This is a genomic window from Pseudactinotalea sp. HY160 (assembly GCF_009372055.1).
Taxonomy (GTDB): domain Bacteria; phylum Actinomycetota; class Actinomycetes; order Actinomycetales; family Beutenbergiaceae; genus HY158.
Window position 1 is genome coordinate 265,880 of record NZ_WHMT01000001.1, and the last position, 19,083, is coordinate 284,962.

A 19,083-nucleotide genomic window follows, 5' to 3' on the forward strand; every position below is an offset into this window, starting at 1 on the left:
GGGAACCGGTTCCTGGGTGTCGCGGCCCTACCCGGAGGGCGGCTACGACGGCCGGTCCGCGAGGACGACCTTGAGGTCGGCGTCACTCGGCTCGATGTCGTCGCCGTATTCGTGGTCGAGGGCGTCCATGAAGGCCTCGTCGAATTCGTCACGGCGAGCCCGCGAGTCGGGTCCTGCCGCAGCGTTCGGGTGACCCCGGTGAGCTTCGAGATCCGTGCGAGCCGCGGGGTTCTGGCGTGCGTCGAGCGCCGTGTTGGCCTCGAGTCCCGGGACCTCCTCGAGTCCCGGAAGAGTCTCGTGGCCCGGAAGAGTCCGATGATCCGGGCGATCCGGGCGTGACTCGCGGCCGGAAACGGCGTCGGAATCCGGGAGCACCTGGTGGCTCTGGGGTGCGCCGGGCCCCTGGGAGCCCTGGAGTGCACGGAGGTCACGGCGGTGCCAGGCCTGGTCGGTGACCTCGGTCGTGTCGGTCGGGGTGCGCAGGAACCGTAGGCCCATGGGGCCGGTCCAGTAGTAGGTTCCGGGTCCGAGCATGACGTAGGACCAGGAGCCCCGTCCCTGCGGCTGTCCGGGGTGGTTGTGGGTCTTCCAGCGGTGGTGCCGGCGGCACAGGCTGGCGAGGTTGCAGGTACAGGTCGGCCCACCGACCGGGTCGCCCTGGGCATCGGTCTTCCAGGGGTCGATGTGGTCGGCATCGCAGGCCCGGGCCGGGCGGGCGCAATTGGGGAACACGCAGGTTCGATCGCGCAGGTGGAGGTGGTCCTTGATCACGTCCCCGGCAACGTAGCCGGCGACTTCGTGTTCGGTTTCGAGGTCGATGACCGGACGCACGAATATCTGCGGCCCCCACAACTCACCCGTCCCGCGTGGCCTATCAGAGCCCCGTGGTCCGTCAACGGGCGCGCTGTCGGGCGTGGCCGCGTCGTGGGGCGTGGTGAACATGGCCGCGATCTCGGCGGCGCTGATCACGAGTCCGGTCGGGATGCCCGGCCCCTCGATGCGCACGGGTTCACGGGCCAACCTGCCCGCGACATGGGCCGCACGGTCCGGGCCCGAGCAAGATCCATCGTCGGGCGGGCCACCGGGATCACGATCGGGATGATCAGGAGGCCGATCGCCGGGATGACGATCGGGTGGTCGGCTTCCAGAATGACAGTCGGGTTGGTCGGGTGGCCGGCCGTCGGGCCAGAACGCCGAGGCGTTCATGTGCAGGTACATGACGACCTTCGCCCGCGGCACGCCCCGACCCGACCACGCAGGCCCACAGGACACACCACCGCCCGCAGCCGTCGCAGGCGCACCGCCGGTCGCGTCCGCCGCAGCTCCGGCCGCCGCAGTTCCGCCCACCGCCACGCCGGCGGCGCTGCCCACAGCTGTACTCCCGGCGGGGCCCGCGGCTGTGCTCACGATCGTGCCGTCGAACTGGCCCGCGGCTTCATCGGGAGTCATATCGACTGCAGCGGCCGCAGCCATGCCCACAGCACCGCTGGTACCAACTGTGCCATCCGTGCTGTTCGTGCAGTCCGGCGCCCCCGGTCCCTGGGCCTCCTGGGCCTGTTGGCCTGGTTGCCCACTGGTCAGGTCGAGGGCGTCCTGTCGGGCCGGTGCGGGGTGGTGGGTGGCGGCGATGATGCCCTCGAACGTGAGCGAACGACGGGCATCGAGGACCTCACCGGATCCGGCGGCCTTGAGTTGCGCCGCCCCGAAGGCCAGGCTCTGTTCCAGATCGAGGGCGGCGAACGTGGACACGATCGCGTCGATGCGGCCGGTGCCGTCGGTGCCGATGTGGACATCGGCCCGGCGCGGATCGGCCTGGGCCCGCTGCAGGTCGGCGTATTGGTCGGGCATGTGGGTGATCATCGCCTCCCGCACGAGACCCTTGATGGCGTATCGGCCCCGGATCGCCCCGGCGGCAGCGACCTGGACATCGACGAACCGGGCCGCCTCCACAGTCAAACCGAGGGTCTGTTCGGCCACGAGCCGGGCCGTGTACGCCCGGGTACGCCCATCCAGGACCCGCCCGTACAGCAGCGGCAGGCGTTCGGCGACCTCGAGGGCTTCGAGGAGCATCGCCTGGGCGGCGTCGGTGGAGAAGCCGGTCACGGCCGCGAACCAGTTCGCCACCGAATCACAATACGAGACCCCCAGGGCCAGATCGGTGTGACACGACCACGCCCCACACTCTTCGGTGACCGGGCTGCGCTGGGCGAGCTCGATCGCCAGGAAGAACAGATCGGCCTCCGCGCCCGCCTGGACCTTGCGCACCTGGCGGACCCGGTCCAGTACCGCGTCCTCGGAGGCGAGCGAGGCGATCTCCGCTCGCCTCGCTCGCATCTGCCGGACTGCCTTCGTGCTCATGAAACAACCCTAGAACCGAGCACCGACATTCCAACTCGACCGCCGGCCGGCGGCCCGAGTTCCGAGGAATCGCAACGAACTTCGGTCACAGGGCCCTTCGGGTGCTGATCTGGAGACTGCAACCACGACCGCTGAGTGCGCCTCGCAGCGCGGGCTCGATCGTCGTAGCGGAGGCCGATCGCGGCGAGTGCGTGCCCTGCTCTGGCATGCTTGGTGCACGCCGTCCGGCAGCCGCACACTCGCGTGCGAGAGAGGGCGCAGGCATGGATTCGCGGCAGCATCGCCGCGCACGAGCGGACCAGGAGGAATGCCGGTAATGGCGCTCAAAGAAGTTGGACCTTTGCTCGTCTCTCTGGGCGAGCTGCGACCAGTTGCGCGGCGACATGGACGCCGTCGAGTACACGCACGCCTCGCCAAGGCCCGTGCGATCAAGGTGGGGATGATGCAGCAGCTGCTCGCGGGCCGCGTGCGGCTGTCGATTTCGGAGGAGGCGGCATGAGCGCGGGTAAGTCGGTCCGACTGTTCCTGGCGGATGGGACGCCGGGCGGGCTGCTCACGGCAGAGATCATGAACTGGACGGGCCACGTGGTCGCGGCACCCCGTTCCGATTTCGCCGCGCTGCTCAACCGGCCGGAGGTGAAGCGAACCGGTGTCTACATCCTCATCGGCGACGATCCCGACAGCGTCGGGGGCCTGCGCGCATATATCGGCGAGGCCGACGAGGTGCGCACCCGCTTGTACCACCACGAGCGGAACAAGGACTTCTGGGATCGAGCGGTCGTGCTCACGAGCAAGGACGCGAACCTGACCAAGGCACACGCCCGCTACCTGGAGAGCCGGTTCATCGCACTCGGCCAGGCGGCGGGCCGCTCGACGCTCGACAACGCGACCCAGCCGCCGGCCACCTCGCTCCCGGAGGCCGACGTCTCCGACATGGAGTACTTCACCACCCAGGCGCAGATCATGCTTCCGGTGCTCGGCATCAACCTCTTCCGTGGCAAGCCGTCGATAACTCAGGCGACCCAGGCGGTGCCGGAGGTCCATCCCGTCGAATCGCCGACCTTCGTGCTCGACGTGCCGAAGAAGGGCCTCAGGGCCTCGGCCCAGGTGGTCGACGGTGAGTTCACGGTCCTGGCTGGTTCACGCGTCGCGCCCGCCGTGCGATCCGATACGAAGTACTCGGCTGCAACCGCGAGGGCGTATGCGGGCTACGAGGCGCTGCATCGCAAGCTCCGCGACGACGGCTCCATCGCCGTTGAGGGAACGATCGGTACGACGACCCGGAACATCGTGTTCTCCTCACCGTCGACGGCGGGCTCCATCGTGACCGGCCGGTCGTGCAACGGCCGCATGCAGTGGATGACGACCGACGGCACGACCTACGGAGCCTGGGAGGACCAGGGTGTCACCGAGGAGGCGCCATGAGCGACGTCGAACCCTCCGGCCACTTCCTCGTTTATCGCGACGAGGCCGGCAACGCCCGCATCGACGTGCGCTTCGACGGCGACACCGTCTGGCTCACGCAGGCCCAGCTCGTCGACCTCTTCGATTCGTCCAAGGCGAATATCAGCGAGCACATCGCGAACATCATCGACGAGGGCGAACTCGCTGCCGAAGCAACTGTTCGGGGTTTCCGAACAGTTCGGCAGGAGGGCTCCCGCCAGGTGCGGCGCTCCCTCACCCACTACAACCTCGACATGATCATCTCGGTCGGATACCGGGTGCGGTCCAAGACCGCGACGGCGTTCCGCATCTGGGCCACCCAGCGCCTCCGCGAGTTCATCGTCAAGGGATTCGTGCTCGACGACGAGCGCCTCAAGAACCCCGACCTGCCCTTCGACTACTTCGACGAACTGCTCCAGCGGATCCAGGACATCCGCACCTCCGAGCGGCGCTTCTACCAGAAGATCACCGACGTGTACGCGACCTCGATCGACTACGACTCCGCCGCCGAGATCACGAAGGCGTTCTTCGCCACCGTGCAGAACAAGCTGCACTGGGCCATCACCGGCCAGACCGCCGCCGAGGTCGTCCGTGACCGCGCCGACTCGGCCAAACCCAACATGGGGCTGACCTCCTGGCGCGGCGACCGGATCAGGGCTGCCGACATCGCCGTCGCGAAGAACTACTACACCGAGGACGAGCTGCGCGCGCTGAACAATCTCGTGGAGCAGTACCTGGTGTTCGCCGAGGGCCAGGCCCAGCGCCACATCCCGATGAGGATGGCCGACTGGCTCACCAAGCTCGACGCGTTCCTCACGCTGAACGACCGTGACATCCTCACCTCCGCCGGACGCGTCTCGGCGGAACTGGCCAAGCAGCACGCAGCCGGCGAGTTCGAACGGTACAAGCACCGGGCCGGCGCCGAGGTGGAGTCCGACTTCGACCGATTCAGCAAACGCGTGATCGGGCGGCATGCGAGCCCGCCCGCGGAGGAGCCATGAGCGACGTCGGACAGCATGAGCCGACGCACTACTTCGAGCGCAACCACGGCACGGCCTTCGCAGTGCTCATGGACGAACGTCTGCCCGACTGGCGCAGGCGGCGCACACACCTGGGGCACGTCCCGCTCCGCTCCGAGGAATGGCCCGCTCACCCCAGCAGCGACCAGTAGTCCCCGAACTCCTCGGCGAGGGTGAGCCGGCCGAGCTTGCGGTACTCGCGTTGCACGGCCGTGACCACGTGGCGCATCTGCACAGCGGCATCGGCCCCCTCGTCGGCGGCGTAATACGCGGCGGTGATCGCGGCGGAGCGGATCGCCCCGCCCGAGAGGGTGAAGGCCTGGGCGCAGAAGCGCAGGTCGAGATCGTCCGCGCGCGGCAGGTGGCGACCGAGGCACACGTCCCAGAGCAACTCGCGCTGCTCGGGCTCCGGCACGGGGAAGTCGACGACCACGTCGAGGCGACGGGTGAACGCGTCGTCGATATTGGCGCGCAGGTTCGTGGCGAGCAGCACGAGGCCGTCGAAGGTCTCGAGGCGCTGCAGCAGATAGGCGCTCTCGATGTTCGCGTACCGGTCGTGGGCGTCCTTGACCTCGGAGCGCTTCCCGAAGATCGAGTCCGCCTCGTCGAAGAGGAGCACCGCGTTGACGCCGTCGGCGGCGGTGAAGATCCGTTCGAGGTTCTTCTCGGTCTCACCGATGTACTTGTCCACCACGGTCGCCAGGTCCACGACGTACAGGTCGAGCCCGAGGTCCCCCGCGAGCACCTCGGCCGACATCGTCTTACCCGTTCCCGAGTCGCCCGCGAAGAGCGCGGCGACGCCGTGCCCGCGCCCGCCGCCGGGGCGCATCCGCCATTCGCTCAGGACCCGCTCGCGGTGCCGGGCCCGCAGCGCCACTTCGCGCAGCCCGCCGAGCGCGGCCTCCGGCAGCACGAGCTCGTCCCAGCCGACGGTGGGGCTCACGCGCCGGGCGAGGCGTTCGAGGGCGGTGCCGTTCTGGGCGCGCGCCCCGGCCCGGATGTGTTCGACGCCGATGCCGGTCGCGCCGTCCGCGACGGCCGCGGCCCGGGCGGTCCGGGCCGCCTGATGGATCTGCTCGGGGCTCAGGCGGAACTGCGAGGTGAGCTCGAGGCCCGCGGGGTCCTCGAGGCCGAGCTGCTCGGCCCACAGCGCCGTGCGCTCGGCCAGGGTGGTCTCGGGGGCGTCGATACGCAGCGGGAGGCGCCGGCTCCAGCGCGGATCCCAGCTCTCCGAGCCGATGAGGCATACGGGCACGTCCGCGGCGAGCTCGTCGAGGAGCCCGGGGGCGAGCAGCAGCCGGTCGACCGGGCCGAGCACGAGGCCGGCCCCGGCGAGCCGGGCCTCCCGGGTGAGCAGCCGGAGCGCCTCCCGGGCCCGATCGGCGTCCGGCCACGGGGGCAGCTCGACGTTGAGCACTCCGCGGCCGACCCGCTCGAGTGCCCCGGCGGCCAGCAGTCGGCCCGAGCCGGTGCCGTGCTCCCGCACGTACACCGGATTCGCCCCGCCCTCGAGCGCCCGCGCCAGCGGCAGCGGATCGCCCCACGCGACCGGCGGCAGCGGGGCCAGCAGGCCCGCGATGTCCGGGTCGGGGGTGTCGTCGCCGAGCAGGTGGGCGACGACCCGTTCCGGCACCCGGAGCGCGCGCGAGGCGAGTGGGCGGTCGGGTTCCTCGAGGGTGAGCAGCCCGGAGGTCGGCAGCGGGCCGTGGGTGATCCGGGCGCGGTCGGCCCCGGACGTGAGCGCCAGCCCGCACAGCTCGAACGCGACCGCCGCCGAGACGCGGCGGCGGGTGACGTCGTCGTTGAGATAGCCGAACAGCTGCTCGAACCGCGGCTCCACCTCGGGCGCGAGTGCGGTCATGAGCAGGTCGAGGTCGGCTCCGTCGAGCCCGCACGCCTGCGCGAGGCGTGCGAGCGGGCCGTGGCCGATCCGGGCGCGGCCGGCGGGGGGATCGGCCACGGCGCGCGCGTTCGCGAGGAGCTGTTCCACGCGCTCCTCGGAGATGTACAGGCCCCGGTAGGGGTCGTCCGGGGCGGGGTCGACGGCCCGCCGCGCGGCGACGAGACTTCGGATGCGCTGCTCGACCTCGGCCAGGGCCCCCAGAAGCGCGGCCGCGCGCTCGGTCACGTCGTGGCTCGGCGGCGCGACCCGCCGGACTTCGCCGGCTCGGGGGGCTCGGCCGGCTCGGCGCGCTCGGGCGGCTCGTGCCTCGTGCGTCGGGGGTCGGCGGCACCCGAGTCGGTGTCGGACATCTCCACGCCGGCGCCCCCGCTCGCGAGCGGCGCGATCGCGATCTCCGAGGGCACGAACGGGGCGGTGACGACCACGTCGATCGACGGCTTGAGCTGGCCGCCCAGGGCGGACCAGACGTCCGCGAAGCCGCGATCCTCGGGCGGCGGCATCCCGACCGAGAGCCGCACGTCGTTCTTGGCCGAGGCGAGCGCCCCGGTCAGGTCGCTGCGGGGGATCGACTCGTGCCACACGAGCGTCGCGAGCAGGCTGTCGAGGAGCCGGTGCTCGTCCTCGGGGCGCTGGGTCCACGCGGTCACGAGGTAGGAGAGCTTGAAGAGTCGCTCGGCGGGCCGGCGGGCGGAGACCCGGCCGTCGACGACGTCGTTGCCCAGGCCCCACTGGCGCCAGCGGGAATCCTCCCGCAGGTCGTACAGGTAGAGGTTGACGGTCGGGGCGTTGCGTCGTGCCGCCCACTCGGTCGTGGGCGCGTCGAAGACCACCTCCACCTCCGCCTTGCCGAGCGCCTTGGTGCGCAGCAGGGAACTGAGCGCCTCGTCGATCTCCGGGATCACATCAACCTCGCGTGACGAATTCGGGCGGCTCCAGGCCCCGCGGGACCACGAGCAGCGTGGGTGGCGTCTCGAGCCCGAAGCTCGTGCCCGAGACGTGGGTGACCTCGACCTCCCGCTCGCCGAGCTCGTCGCCCTCGATGATGAGCATGGAGAAGCGGAGCGTGCCGTCGTCCCGGGCCTCGATCGGCCCGGCGGAGGCCGTGACCCCCTCCGACCAGCGCGTGCTGATCACGGCATCGGGCGGCAGGTCGACCCCGTACAGGAGCGTGACGTCGCCCGGGCGGGCGACGGCCGGCAGCAGCCGCAGCGTCGCCTGGACCGCCTCGAAGGCGGCGGTGGCCGTGTTGTTCGCGGGCGCCGGGTCGGGTGTCGTCGCCGCGACGACCGCCTCGATCTCCAGGTCGCCGACCTCGGTGGGCAGCAACGTGAGCCTCAGGGTCGTCTGCTCATCCGGCCCGAGGTCACCCAGCAGGCACACGCCCCGCCGTGGGCACGGGCCGGGATCGGTGAGCTCCACGGACTCCGGAATGCTCAACGTGAGTTGGGTCCCCACCGCCGTCACGGGCCCGCCATTATGGACGACGATGCTCGCCTCGAGCCCGTCCCCTCCGAGCCAGGCGCGATCCTCCGCGAGCGTCAGCCGCACCCGTAGGTCGGCGTCGGTGTCCGCGGGGTGCGACGGGTCGGACGGCGACGGGGTGGGCGTGGGCGACGGGACGCTGGTCGTCGTGAGGACGATCGCGGCCGTGTCGTTTCCGCCGTTCGGGTCGATCGAGTTGGTCGTCACGGTGACGCCCAGCTCGTGATCGCCGGCGTCGCCCGGCAGCCCCACCGGGATGGTGAACGTGACGTGGTCGCCGACGGGGATCGTGTCGTCGTGGATGCAGGTGATCGTCGCCGCCGTGAGTGCGCATCCGGCCGGCAGTGGGCCCGGCACGACGCCGTCCGGCACCGGGATCCTCACGTGTGCGTCGCGAGCCGGGGACGGGCCGGTGTTCGTCACGGTGACGGTCACGGCGGTCGACCCGCCGGCCGGAATCGGCCCCGGGTGGTCGAGGGTGAGGCCCAGGTCGCTCAGCGGGACGTAGTCGGGGTGGTCGACCGCCGATTGGTACGCGTACCTCGTGTACTCCGCCGTGTACATCGAGGTGGGCACGGCGTCCTCGACGGCCGGATCGATCTCGACGATCTGATCGGGCCGGTCCCTGCCGAGCGAGCGGGCGAGCGCGATCCGCTCCCCGTCCGGGGACCACGTCGGGGCGCTGACGTCGAGCTCGGAGTACGCGTCCGGGTCGGCCCCGGGGTCGGCCCCGGAGTCGGCCAGGTCGATGGCGACGGGCGTGGTCACGACGATGTCGCCGGCGGCGGCCGGGTCGATCTGCGGCAGGTCGAGCACGAAGAGCCCGTCGAAGTCCGAGATCAGGTCGGTGAAGGCGACTCGATCGCCGCCGGGGGACCAGGACGGCTCGGCCCCGTCCACGCCGCAGGGCTCGCTCCCGACCGCGCAGTCGTCCGGCCCCAGCACGATCGGGCGCAGGGTGGGATCGGCGAGCGAGACGTAGAACAACTCCATCCGGTAGGTGTCGCCGATGACGGCCGAGAAGATGAGCCCGGTGCCGTCGGGGGACCATGTGGGGCTGGAGACCCTGTGGACGTCGTCGAATCCCGCGAGCGGGAAGGTGAGGTCGCCGGTGGCCACGTCGATGACGGAGAGTTCACCGTCGAAGCCGCGGTCGTACGGCGCGCGCACGAACGCGACCCGGGTCGCATCCGGGGACCACACGGGTTCGCTGTCGGTGTAGAGGGCGTCGCGGTCGTCGCCGACGTCGACGACCGGGTCCGTGAGGGCGGTGATATTCGCCAGGTCGAGGGTGCCCGGTTCACCCAGATCCCCCTGCTGCCGACCGTAGACGTCGGCGACGACCAGTTGCCGGGCGCTCGTGGCGTAGCCCGAGCCGATGTCGAGTTGATGCTCGGAGATCCGGTCGTAGACGACCCGGCCGCCGTCCGGCGAGTAGTCGATGTTGTCCTCGTCGGTCGGGTACGGGGTGCCGGTGCCGGCGCCGCCCGGGAACGTCAGCTCGGGGAAGACGCTGTCGGCGAGCACGAGGTAGGAGTCCGGGCCGGCCGCACCGGCCGGCTCGGGGACCGACTGCACGAGATCGTGTGAGGGCGGGCCGGAGTAGTACTCGCTCGGTTGCTCGCCTCGCAGACTGAAGGCGATCCGCTCCGTTTCCGGGTAGGTCGGGGCGGCCGCGTCGATCGTGATCGCCACCTCGTCGTTGTCGGCCACCGGATCGATCGAGTTCGTGCGGATCGCGGCGGTCACGTCGTTGGCGCCGGCGGTGCTCAGGTACACGTCGATCTGCCCGGAGACACTGTCGCCGACGGCGATCGGCCCGTCGACCGAACACGTGAGGGTCGTCGAGGCGAGGGTGCAGCGGTAGGGCACGTAGTCGAGTTCCGCACCCGCGGGGATCTCGATCGTCACCTCCCCGTCCCGGGCGGGGGAGGGCCCGGTGTTCGTCAGGGTCCACTCGACCGTCGCCGGCCGCCCGGCGGTGACCTCGGCGTCGGCCTCGAGCCCGATCGCCAGGTCGGCGACGGGTTCGTAGGCGGGGTTCGAGAGCGAGTACTCCGGCGTGAGGGGCCGGAAGTCCACGGTCGACACGCCGTAGTCGAGGTGGAAGGTGACGAGGCTCGATGGTTCCTCCCCGGTCCCCTCGAACGCCTCGGTCCGGGCGGCGGTCGTCAGGAGGCCTCCGTCGGGTGACCAGGCGGGCTCGTAGAAGCCCACCCACTCGTCGAGGTCGGGATCCTGCTCCGCGCTCAGGCGCGTGACCGCGCTCGCGGTCGGTGGGGCGCCGGGGCCGGTGAGCAGGTCGAGCACGAAGACGGCGTCCCCAGCGCGCCCACCCTCGAACTCCGGCGCGCCCGCGGTCACCGCGAGCCGCGCCGGACCGGAGCCGCCGGGGGGTGAGAAGGCGGGGGCGCGGGCGGGCACGATCCCCATGCACGGCTCGGACAGCCCGGCGCAGTCGGTCACGCCGGGTGCGAAATCGAGTGGCACGGGAGTCTCGGTCGTGCCAGTGACGGGCACGTACCAGAGCCCGCGCGGCTGATCCGAACCCGCGACGGATCCGTCCTCGACGGCGAAGACGATCCCACCGCCGTCCGGACTCCAGGTGGGCGAGGAGATCTCGAGGCCGCCGGTGTCGGCCAGCCAGGTCGGGTCGAGGAGATCGGTGGCGGCGTCGGTGCCGGCCGGGTCGAGGAGCAGCAGCCTGCTCGACCCGATCGTCGTCCAGGAGGCGTTGGGATCGAAGTAGCGGCGCACGACGGCCAGGCTGGAACCATCGGGCGACCACGCGGGGTCCACATCGGTGAAGAGGTCGTCGGGTACGGGGTTCGGGGGTGGCTCGGGCGCCACGATCTCGGTGGCGCCGCCGAACGTGCCCGGATCGGCCTGCCGGCTCCCGCTCACATCGGCGACGACGATCCGGTGGTTCTCCGTGTCGTAGCTCGCCTCCTCAGTCGGGAGGATCTCGCGGGAGTATGCCACGCGGGAGCCGTCCGGGGAGTAGTCGAGGCCGTCCTCGTTGCGGAGCTGTGGCCCCTCGGGGCCGTCGACCGTCCCCGAGGCGAGCACCCGGTAGTTCTCGCTCGTGCTCGCAGGGTCGGCGAGTGACTGCACGAGGTCGAGGCTCCAGGAGTTCTCCCCGTCGATCTCGCCGACCCGGTCCATCGTGAACGAGAGCCGTTCCTGCCGGGCGTTCGTGGGCAGGGAGGGCTCGTCGGCCAGCGTCAGGTAGTCGGACTCGTAGTTCGACCCGCCCGCGAATCGAGACACCGTCGGGTCCGGGGAGGGCGACGATACGGACGCATCCCAGTAGGTGCCGCCCGGCACCTGTGGGGTGAAGGAGTACTCGACGCTCAGCTGTGCCGACGCATCCGGCGTCTCTGTGAGCGGCTCGAGGCGGGCCACCTCGCAGCGCACCGCGGAGGAGGACGCGATCACGCACCCGGGGGGCGGCTGCACGGCGGTCGACCCTCGGGGAATTCCGAGGAGGAGCCATCCGGGCCGGGAGGGGGAGGGGCCGTGATTCGTCACGGTCACCGTGACCGTGACCGGGGTTCCGACAACGGTGGCGGGGGAGAGCTCGGCCTCGAGCCCCAGGTCGCTCCACGGCTGCACGGACATCGAGGTCGCGTACGCGAACTGGTCGGTCAGCAGGGTCGCGGCCGGCATCGGCTCGTCGTCGGTCGGGGGAGGCAGTTCGAAGATGGAGTACTGGTCGCCCTCGCCGGTCCACGTGTCGACGTCTAGCAGAAGCGATCCGGTCGGCAGCCAGGCGATGTCGTTGATCGTCGGCCCCTCGTACTCGGGGTCGACGGCGTCGGCGTCGGTCCAGCCCACCGCATTCTCGGTCACGGTGATGGTGCCTGCAACAGGCGTCAGATCGGCCGGGAGCGTGAGCCGGTAGACGGTGAACCCATCCTCCACGATGGCTAGGACCTGCGGGTCCGTCGGGGACCAGGCAAGCTCGTCGATCCCCGAGAAGTCGTCCGGGCAGTAGTCGTCCTCGTCCGCCATCGTGAAGCAGACGCCGGGGCCGAGCACGATCTCGCTCGCCGTTCCGCTCGACAGGTCGTAGTGCCACAGCGCGGAGGGTCCGTCGCGGTAGCCGGGCTGCGGGGGTGCGAACATTCCCATGAACTCACCGATCCGACCGCGGAAGACGAGTGAACCGCCGTCCGGCGACCAGGACGGGTCGATGCTCCACTGGATGAGCATGTCGTCGCCCGCCGGATCGGGCAGCTCGATCGGCGCCGGGTTCGGGGCGGGGTCGTCCGCGGGCTGGTCGAGGTCGTAGATCCAGATCCGCGGCCCGTCCGTGGCGGGCTGCCCGGCGGCGTCGACGGGCCGGTTCCGCACGAACGCGATATGGCGTCCGTCCGGTGACCACTGCGCCCCGAAATCGCTGTCGGTCTCGCGTGGGGAGGCGTCGAGCGGGGTGGGGGCGTCGAGGGGACCCGCGGCCTGATCCTCCTGGGCGCCGAGCACGCCGGCCGTCATGAGTCGCCAGACGTCGGGAGTGTCCGGGTTGTCGTCCGGGTCGGTCTGCTCGCTGTAGACGACCTCGCTCCCGTCGGGCGAGTAGGACAGGTCGGCGGTCGCCGGATCGTCGGCGCTCGAATCGTCGCCGGCGGGCAGCATGGACCTGCTCCCGATCGCCTCGACCCCCGGGCGGTAGGCGAAGTCGTGCAGTCTGGAGTCGGTCGGCCGGCCGGCGCCGTCGAACGTGGCCGAGGTGGTCACGGCGATCCGCGGAGCGAGCGCCGCGGGATACGTCACCGCATCGGGCGGAGGCGCCGCGAGCGGCGGATGGACGACGGTCACGCCCCCGAGCGTGAGCAGGAGCGCCACCGGGAGGGTCGCCGCGAGCGCGCCCCGGCCCGCGCGGCGCCACGCGCGCGGCAGCGGCACGCCGGTGCTCATCGGCATCCTTCGGTGCTGCTCAGGTTCACGCTTCCAGCCCTTCCATGACCCGCGCGCCGGGGCGTCGTGCCCGGTCCGGCCCGCGGACGTCGTGCCTCGTGGTCCACTGCGCCGTCGACGCTCGCCATCCCAGTCTCGCCCGCGCGGGCGAGGGCGGCGAGGCGGTCGGGACGGCGGTGCGGGCAGGTCGTCCGGCACGAACGGGCACCTCGCCGGTGTCGGACGCCGGTGTCAGATGAGGCCCTCGCGCAGCGCATAGGCCACCGCATGTGAGCGGTTGCGCAGCTGGAGCCGGGAGGTGACGTCGTGCAGCACGTTCTTGACCGTCCGCTCGGAGTAGCTCAGGGTCTTGGCCACCTCGGTGGTGTCGTAGCCGTCGGCGATGAGGCGCAGCACCTCGATCTCGCGGGCGGCGAGGCCGTTGAAGGTCAGCCCGCGGGGCTCGAGGATCTGCCGCTGCAGCTGGCCCACCTGGCTCATGAGCCGGCCGAGGAGGTCCGGGGGGACCATGCCCTGGCCGGCGGCGGCGATGCGGATGACCTCGACGAGCCGGTCGGCGGAGGCGTCCTCACGGTGGACGACGCCGACGACGCCCGCCTCGATCGCGGTGACGAGCTCGCCGTCATCGATCTGATTGATCACCAGGACCGACTTGGTGATGCCCCGGCGCTGGGCGCTGCGGAGCCGGCGCAGCGTCGGCTCGTCGAGCGAGGTCGTCACGATCATGGCCACATCGGCCGATTCCCGCTCCTCGGTGTCGAGGAGTCGCAATTCCGGGCGCACCCGGAGTTGACTGATGATTCCGGCGCGCGAGATCGGGTCTGCTGCGCTGATCCATACCTGAATGATCTCCATCGGAACTCCTTCGGCCGGGGGAACGGGACGGAACGGTTCGGTCGCGTCGTCGGGGTTGCGGTTCGACGAGAGTATGACGCGGTGCACTTTACGTCCGCTTAACACGGACTTAACGGGCAGCTTCGAGTGCCCCGGAAGACGGCTGTACGGCCATGAATCATCGGTGTGATCTTCCTACGATCACAATATGAGCACGATGGCGCGACTCGAGGAGACAACCGTTCGGCTGACGGCCGGCACCACGGAGACGGTGCCGCTGCTCATACGCAACGACAGCGACATCGTCGAGGGCTACCGGTTCGAGGTCCTGGGGGTGCCCCAGGAATGGACGAGCGTCGAGCCCGCCGAGATCACGGGGCTCTACCCCGGGGCGCAGACCACGGCCGCGATCACCTTCGCGCCCCCCGTCTCCGCACAGGTGCCGGCCGGACGGTTCGATTTCGGCGTCCGGGTCATCCCCACGGAGAACCCCGAGAACGTGGTCGTTCCCGAGGGGATGGTCGAGGTCCTCCCGTTCCTGCAGACCACGGCCGAGCTCATTCCGCGCACGTCGCACGGCCGGCGGGGCGCCCGTCATCGGCTCGCGGTCGACAACCGCGGGAACGCGCCGGTCACCGTGCAGCTCACGGGCGGTGACGAGGCCGGGGCGCTCGAGGTCGAGGTCACCCCGCCGTCGCTCACGGTCGAGCCGGGGCACGCGATGTTCACCGACCTCAAGGTCTCCCCGCTCGACAAGTTCTGGCGGGGGCCGGAGGTCACCCATCCGTTCACGGTGACGGTGGCGGCCGACGCCTCGACCCCGGTCGTACTCGACGGCACGCACGTTCAGGAACCGCTCGTGCCCACGTGGCTGCCCAAACTGCTCCTGGCCCTGCTGGCGCTGCTCATCCTGCTCGCACTGCTCTGGTTCCTGCTGCTCAAGCCGACGATCGTCTCCGCCGCACAGGCCGCGGTGGCCGAACCCGTCGAGCAGGCGAACGAACGGGCGGCCGACGCGATGCAGGCGGCACAGCAGGCGGGGGAGAAGGCCGACCAGGCCGGCACGGCCGCGCAGTCGGCGCAGAGCTCCGCCGTCGACGCGGGTGACGCCGCGAACACCGCGAACGAGCTCGTGGGCAGCCCGACCCTCGACGAGGTGGTCTCCCCGATCTCGGACCGGTTGCACACGACCACCGCGGCGGGTTCGACCAACCAGGCGATCTTCGAGGTGCCGGAGAAGACGACGCTCAAGCTCACCGACTTCGTGCTCTCGAACCCGCAGGGCGACTTCGGCCGGCTCGAGGTGCACCTCGACGACAGCGTGATCTTCGACGTCGCCCTCGAGAACTTCCGCAACACCGACTACCACTTCCAGGCGCCGTTCGTGGCGTCGTCGGGCTCGCGGCTGCGGATGGTGGTGCGGTGCGACGAGGTGGGCGTGCCGCCCGCGCAGACACCGCCGCCGACCACGTGCGACACGGCCGTGCTCTGGGGCGGGCAGATGCTCAAGCCGGCGCCGAAGCCCGCCGAGGACTAGCGGCGAGAGGGGAGTCGGGCCATGCCGATGGGACCGGCGCTGCGGGTGGGCGACTCCGCGCTGTGCCCGCTGTTCGACGGGCCGAAGCCGCACGTGGGCGGGCCCATCACCCCCGCGGCCGGGGTGATGACGGTGCTCATCGGCGGGCAGCCGGCCGCCGTGGCGAACGCGATGCCCGGCGGCATCGCCTGCGTCGGGCCCCCGAACGGGATCGCGATGGGCAGCACGACCGTGCTCATCGGAAACTTCCCCGCCGCCCGGCTCGGGGACCAGAGCATGCACGGCACCCCGATCGCGCCCGGGCCCGGAAGCCCGAACGTGATCGTCGGCGGTTGAGTCTCAGCCGCGCGGGAGGAGCCGCTGGAGCTGGGTCACGTGGCTCGGCTCGAGTTCGTCCGTGCACGTGACCTGCAGCAGCTTCATCGTGCGCACGACCTGGTCGGCGAGGATCTCGATCGCGCGGTCGACACCCTCGCGGCCCCCGGCCATGAGCCCGTACAGGTAGGCGCGCCCGATGAGGGTGAACTTCGCTCCCAGGGCGATCGAGGCCACGATGTCCGCGCCGTTCATGATCCCGGTGTCGAGCACGATGTCGACGTCGCCGCCGACCTCCCGCGCGACCTCGGGCAGCAGGTGGAACGGGATCGGGGCGCGGTCGAGCTGGCGGCCGCCGTGGTTGGACAGCACGATCCCGTCGACCCCGAGGTCGGCGAGCTTCTTCGCGTCGGCGAGGGTCTGCACGCCCTTGATCGCGATCTTGCCGGGCCACAGGTCGCGGATGACCGCGAGGTCGTCGAAGTCGATGCTCGGGTCCATCGCCGAGTCGAGGAGCTCCCCGACCGTGCCCCCGGTGGCCGACAGCGAGGCGAACTCCAGCTTCGGGGTCGTGAGGAAGTCGAACCACCACCACGGGCGGGGAATCGCGTTGACCACGGTTCCCAGGCTCAGCTGCGGCGGGATCGAGAACCCGTTCCGGGCGTCCCGCAGGCGCGCACCGGCCACCGGGGTGTCGACGGTGAAGAAGAGGGTGTCGAACTCGCTCGCCGCGGCCCGGCGCACGAGTTCGTAGGAGATCTCCCGCTCGCGCATGACGTAGAGCTGGAACCAGTTCCGCCCGTGGGGGTTGGCGGCCTTGACGGCCTCGATCGAGGTGGTGCCCAGGGTCGAGAGGGTGAACGGGATGCCCGCCGCGCCCGCCGCCCCGGCGCCGGCGATCTCGCCCTCGGTCTGCATGAGCCGGGTGAACCCGGTGGGGGCGATCCCGAACGGCAGCGTCGACGTGCCGCCGAGGACGGAGGCGGTCGTGTCGAGGCGGGAGACGTCGTTGAGGACGGCCGGGTGGAACTCGATGTCCTTGAACGCCTGCCGGGCGCGGGCGAGGGAGAGTTCCCCCTCGGCCGCGCCGTCGGTGTAGTCGAAGGCGGCCGCGGGGGTGCGGCGCTTGGCGATCGCCCGCAGGTCCTCGATCGTCAGGGCCGCGTCCAGGCGGCGCCTCCTGCCGTCGAGCTCGGGCTTCTTGAACTGCATGAGTTCGAAGATCTCGGCGGGCTTCGGGAACTGGCGCTGGACCATCGGTCACCTCGTTGTTGCGGACACGCAGGACGCTGCTCAGGGTACCGATGTCTGGCGGGTAGTCGGACCTCGAGGTGATGCTCGTACTCAGAAGATCGTGGTTCTCCTACGGGGTGAGGCAGACCGCCGTCACAGGCAGCGTGAGTGCCGACGTGACGCTGGCCTTGTACGAGAAGGGTTCGCCACGCCACGTGTTGGCGACAGGTGTGACCGTGAGGACGTACATCGTCGTTCCCAGGAGCTTGCTCGGCGCATCGAACGTATACTCCAGTCCTTGTACCGTTAGCGGCCCGTCGGGCGGGGCATCTGGGGCCCATGAAACCTCGTAGGACACATCGGTCTCCTGTGAGAGCGATGTGGGTCTCTCCCAACTGAGTTTGACCTGGGAGGCCAGGAGGCCTGCGATGCCGCCGGATGTACATCCCGGGGATTCGATCGATCCGAGCGTTGCCGCCGTGAACGTGGCCTCGGCCCGTTCGCTCGCCTGCCAGGCCGCGTCCGTGCCCGAGGCGGCGAGGCCGACCGTGAGCGCGAGCGCCGCGGCGGCGCAGGCGGCCGCGGCCACGTGGCAACGGGACCGCTGTGATCCGGTCCGCCGGGAACTGGACCGGTCCCGGCCGGTTCGGCGCGTCATCGGGTCGTCCTCCTGCGAATGAGGGCGGCGCCCGCCCCGAGTGCGAGCAGCCCGGCCGCGAGGGCGGGCCATGCGGGACCGGCACCCGTGGCCGGGAGGTGAGCCCCGTCGTCCGAGATCTCCTCGCCGAAGCCGCGGGCGCGCACGGTCAGGTCGACCGAGCCGTCCTGGGGCGCGCGGGGGTCGAGGGTCACGTCGATGCGGAGCCAGCGCTCCTCGGTCGAGTCGAAGCCGAGGAGGTCCCGCCCCGTGAGGTCGACGACGTCCGCCCCGGCCAGGAGCATCTGCTCCTCGCCGGGGCAGGCGGCCCCGCGCCAGGGAACATCGCAGCTCGTGATCCGCGCCGAGAACCGCCCCCGATCCGCGATGCCCGAGGCGCGCACGTCCACGTCGATCCGGCCGCCGTGTCCACCGTGTCCGCCGTGTCCGTCGGGGGCCTCGGCCCACACGCCCACGATCCATGCGGCACTCTCGCCCGGGGTGAGGGAGCGCATCCCGGGCGCCTCGACCGTTCGAAGACGCAGGTACTCGCCTTCGATCAGCTGCGTGGTCGCCGGGCTCATCGGAGCCGGTGGGGCCGTCGGGGTCGTCGGGGCCGGCGGGGTCGGCGCGGCACGGGCCACGGTCGCCCCCGGGCCGAGGTGCAGCAGGGCGGCGAGGGCGACGACCGCGGTCACGCTCGCGCCGCGCCCGCCGTGCCCACCGCGCCCACCGCTCCCACCGTGCCCGCTGTGCCCACCGCTCCCGCCGTGCCCACTGTGCCCGCCGTCTCGGTCGCTCGCAGCATCGCCGGCGGGTGCGGGAGGTGTGTCCTCCCGCGGCCAGAAGGCCCAGAGCACGAGGAGTGCGGCCGCCAGCGTGATCGGGCCGAGCACCAGCGGGTTCCCGAGGGCGGCGACGATCCGGGCTCCGCCCGGAACCGAGCCGAGCACGCGGCGCACCTCGATCGCGTCGTAGACCCGGGTGTCGGGCTCGGCATTCGCGTCGCCCTGCATCCGAAAGCGCGTCTCGCCCGTGGCCGCGTCGGTGCCGAGGACCTCGATCACGCGGTGGGTGACGGGCAGCTGCCCGGCCTCGCGTTCCACGGTCACCACGTCGCCCACCTCGATCCCGGCGGCGGGGACCTCGCGCACGAGCGCCACGGCACCGGCGGGGATCGATGGCCCCATCGAGCCCGTGCGAAAGAGCACGATACTGATATTCAGGGAGAGTCCGGCAATGGCGAGCACGGCGATGACCGCCCCGGCGATTGCCGCGAGGTTGAGCAGCAATCCGCCGGCGCGGTCACGCAGGGTCGGGGGCGGCGAGGAATGGCGTGGTCTCATCTATCCGCTTTCACCGGTGGGGTCTCGACCGGGTCGAGACCCCACCCGTTCGAATA

General features: G+C 71.1%; 13 protein-coding genes. 5 read left to right on the forward strand and 8 right to left on the reverse strand.

All coding sequences use genetic code 11. The features are described 5' to 3' along the window. Positions 1-42 precede the first annotated feature (42 nt). Positions 43-2,358: an HNH endonuclease signature motif containing protein gene (locus GCG21_RS01185; protein ID WP_152817447.1), complete on the reverse strand. Its 2,316-nt coding sequence runs from the start codon at positions 2,356-2,358 to the stop codon at positions 43-45. 495 nt (positions 2,359-2,853) lie between these two features. Between GCG21_RS01185 and GCG21_RS01195 the strand changes: the two genes are divergently transcribed. Genes GCG21_RS01195 through GCG21_RS01205 form a run of 3 tightly spaced genes read left to right on the forward strand, consistent with a single transcriptional unit; the run spans position 2,854 to position 4,972 of the window. Beyond that, positions 2,854-3,783: a GIY-YIG nuclease family protein gene (locus tag GCG21_RS01195; protein WP_152817448.1), complete on the forward strand. Its 930-nt coding sequence runs from the start codon at positions 2,854-2,856 to the stop codon at positions 3,781-3,783. Continuing rightward, positions 3,780-4,802, forward strand: coding sequence for a virulence RhuM family protein (locus tag GCG21_RS01200; protein WP_152817449.1), 1,023 nt, complete (start codon positions 3,780-3,782; stop codon positions 4,800-4,802). The genes GCG21_RS01195 and GCG21_RS01200 overlap by 4 nt, the downstream gene beginning before the upstream one ends. Beyond that, positions 4,799-4,972: a YgjP-like metallopeptidase domain-containing protein gene (locus GCG21_RS01205; RefSeq protein ID WP_152817450.1), complete on the forward strand. Its 174-nt coding sequence runs from the start codon at positions 4,799-4,801 to the stop codon at positions 4,970-4,972. Before GCG21_RS01200 ends, GCG21_RS01205 begins: the two co-directional genes overlap by 4 nt. Here GCG21_RS01205 and GCG21_RS01210 read toward each other — a convergent pair. From GCG21_RS01210 to GCG21_RS01225, 4 genes are all read right to left on the reverse strand, one after another. Next, complete coding sequence (locus tag GCG21_RS01210) at positions 4,951-6,948, reverse strand: ATP-binding protein (protein ID WP_370517186.1); 1,998 nt, start codon at positions 6,946-6,948, stop codon at positions 4,951-4,953. The genes GCG21_RS01205 and GCG21_RS01210 overlap by 22 nt on opposite strands. Next, on the reverse strand, positions 6,945-7,625 hold the full coding sequence (locus GCG21_RS01215; RefSeq protein WP_370517187.1) for a DUF4255 domain-containing protein: 681 nt from the start codon (positions 7,623-7,625) through the stop codon (positions 6,945-6,947). The genes GCG21_RS01210 and GCG21_RS01215 overlap by 4 nt, the downstream gene beginning before the upstream one ends. Position 7,626: 1 nt before the next feature. Next, a complete protein-coding gene (locus GCG21_RS01220; protein WP_194164874.1) occupies positions 7,627-13,125 on the reverse strand; it encodes a DUF11 domain-containing protein in 5,499 nt (1,832 codons plus the stop codon). A 231-nt stretch (positions 13,126-13,356) separates the two neighbouring features. Further along, positions 13,357-13,980: a response regulator transcription factor gene (locus tag GCG21_RS01225; RefSeq protein ID WP_152817452.1), complete on the reverse strand. Its 624-nt coding sequence runs from the start codon at positions 13,978-13,980 to the stop codon at positions 13,357-13,359. A gap of 187 nt (positions 13,981-14,167) precedes the next feature. Between GCG21_RS01225 and GCG21_RS01230 the strand changes: the two genes are divergently transcribed. Together GCG21_RS01230 and GCG21_RS01235 are read left to right on the forward strand one after the other, a co-directional pair. Beyond that, positions 14,168-15,496 (forward strand): hypothetical protein, encoded by a 1,329-nt coding sequence (locus tag GCG21_RS01230; RefSeq protein ID WP_152817453.1) that lies wholly within the window; start codon positions 14,168-14,170, stop codon positions 15,494-15,496. 21 nt (positions 15,497-15,517) lie between these two features. Next, positions 15,518-15,832: a PAAR domain-containing protein gene (locus GCG21_RS01235; RefSeq protein ID WP_194164875.1), complete on the forward strand. Its 315-nt coding sequence runs from the start codon at positions 15,518-15,520 to the stop codon at positions 15,830-15,832. Positions 15,833-15,835: 3 nt separating this feature from the next. Here GCG21_RS01235 and GCG21_RS01240 read toward each other — a convergent pair whose 3' ends face one another. The 3 genes from GCG21_RS01240 to GCG21_RS16505 form a co-directional block, all read right to left on the reverse strand. After that, positions 15,836-17,068 carry an alpha-hydroxy acid oxidase gene (locus tag GCG21_RS01240; RefSeq protein WP_152817454.1) on the reverse strand — a complete coding sequence of 411 codons (1,233 nt, stop codon included), beginning with the start codon at positions 17,066-17,068 and terminating at the stop codon, positions 15,836-15,838. A gap of 106 nt (positions 17,069-17,174) precedes the next feature. After that, entirely contained in the window at positions 17,175-17,633 is a 459-nt protein-coding gene (locus GCG21_RS01245; RefSeq protein WP_152817455.1) for a SipW-dependent-type signal peptide-containing protein, read from the reverse strand. Positions 17,634-17,698: 65 nt separating this feature from the next. Further along, on the reverse strand, positions 17,699-19,027 hold the full coding sequence (locus GCG21_RS16505) for a signal peptidase I (RefSeq protein ID WP_152817456.1): 1,329 nt from the start codon (positions 19,025-19,027) through the stop codon (positions 17,699-17,701). Between the last annotated feature and the right edge of the window lie 56 nt (positions 19,028-19,083).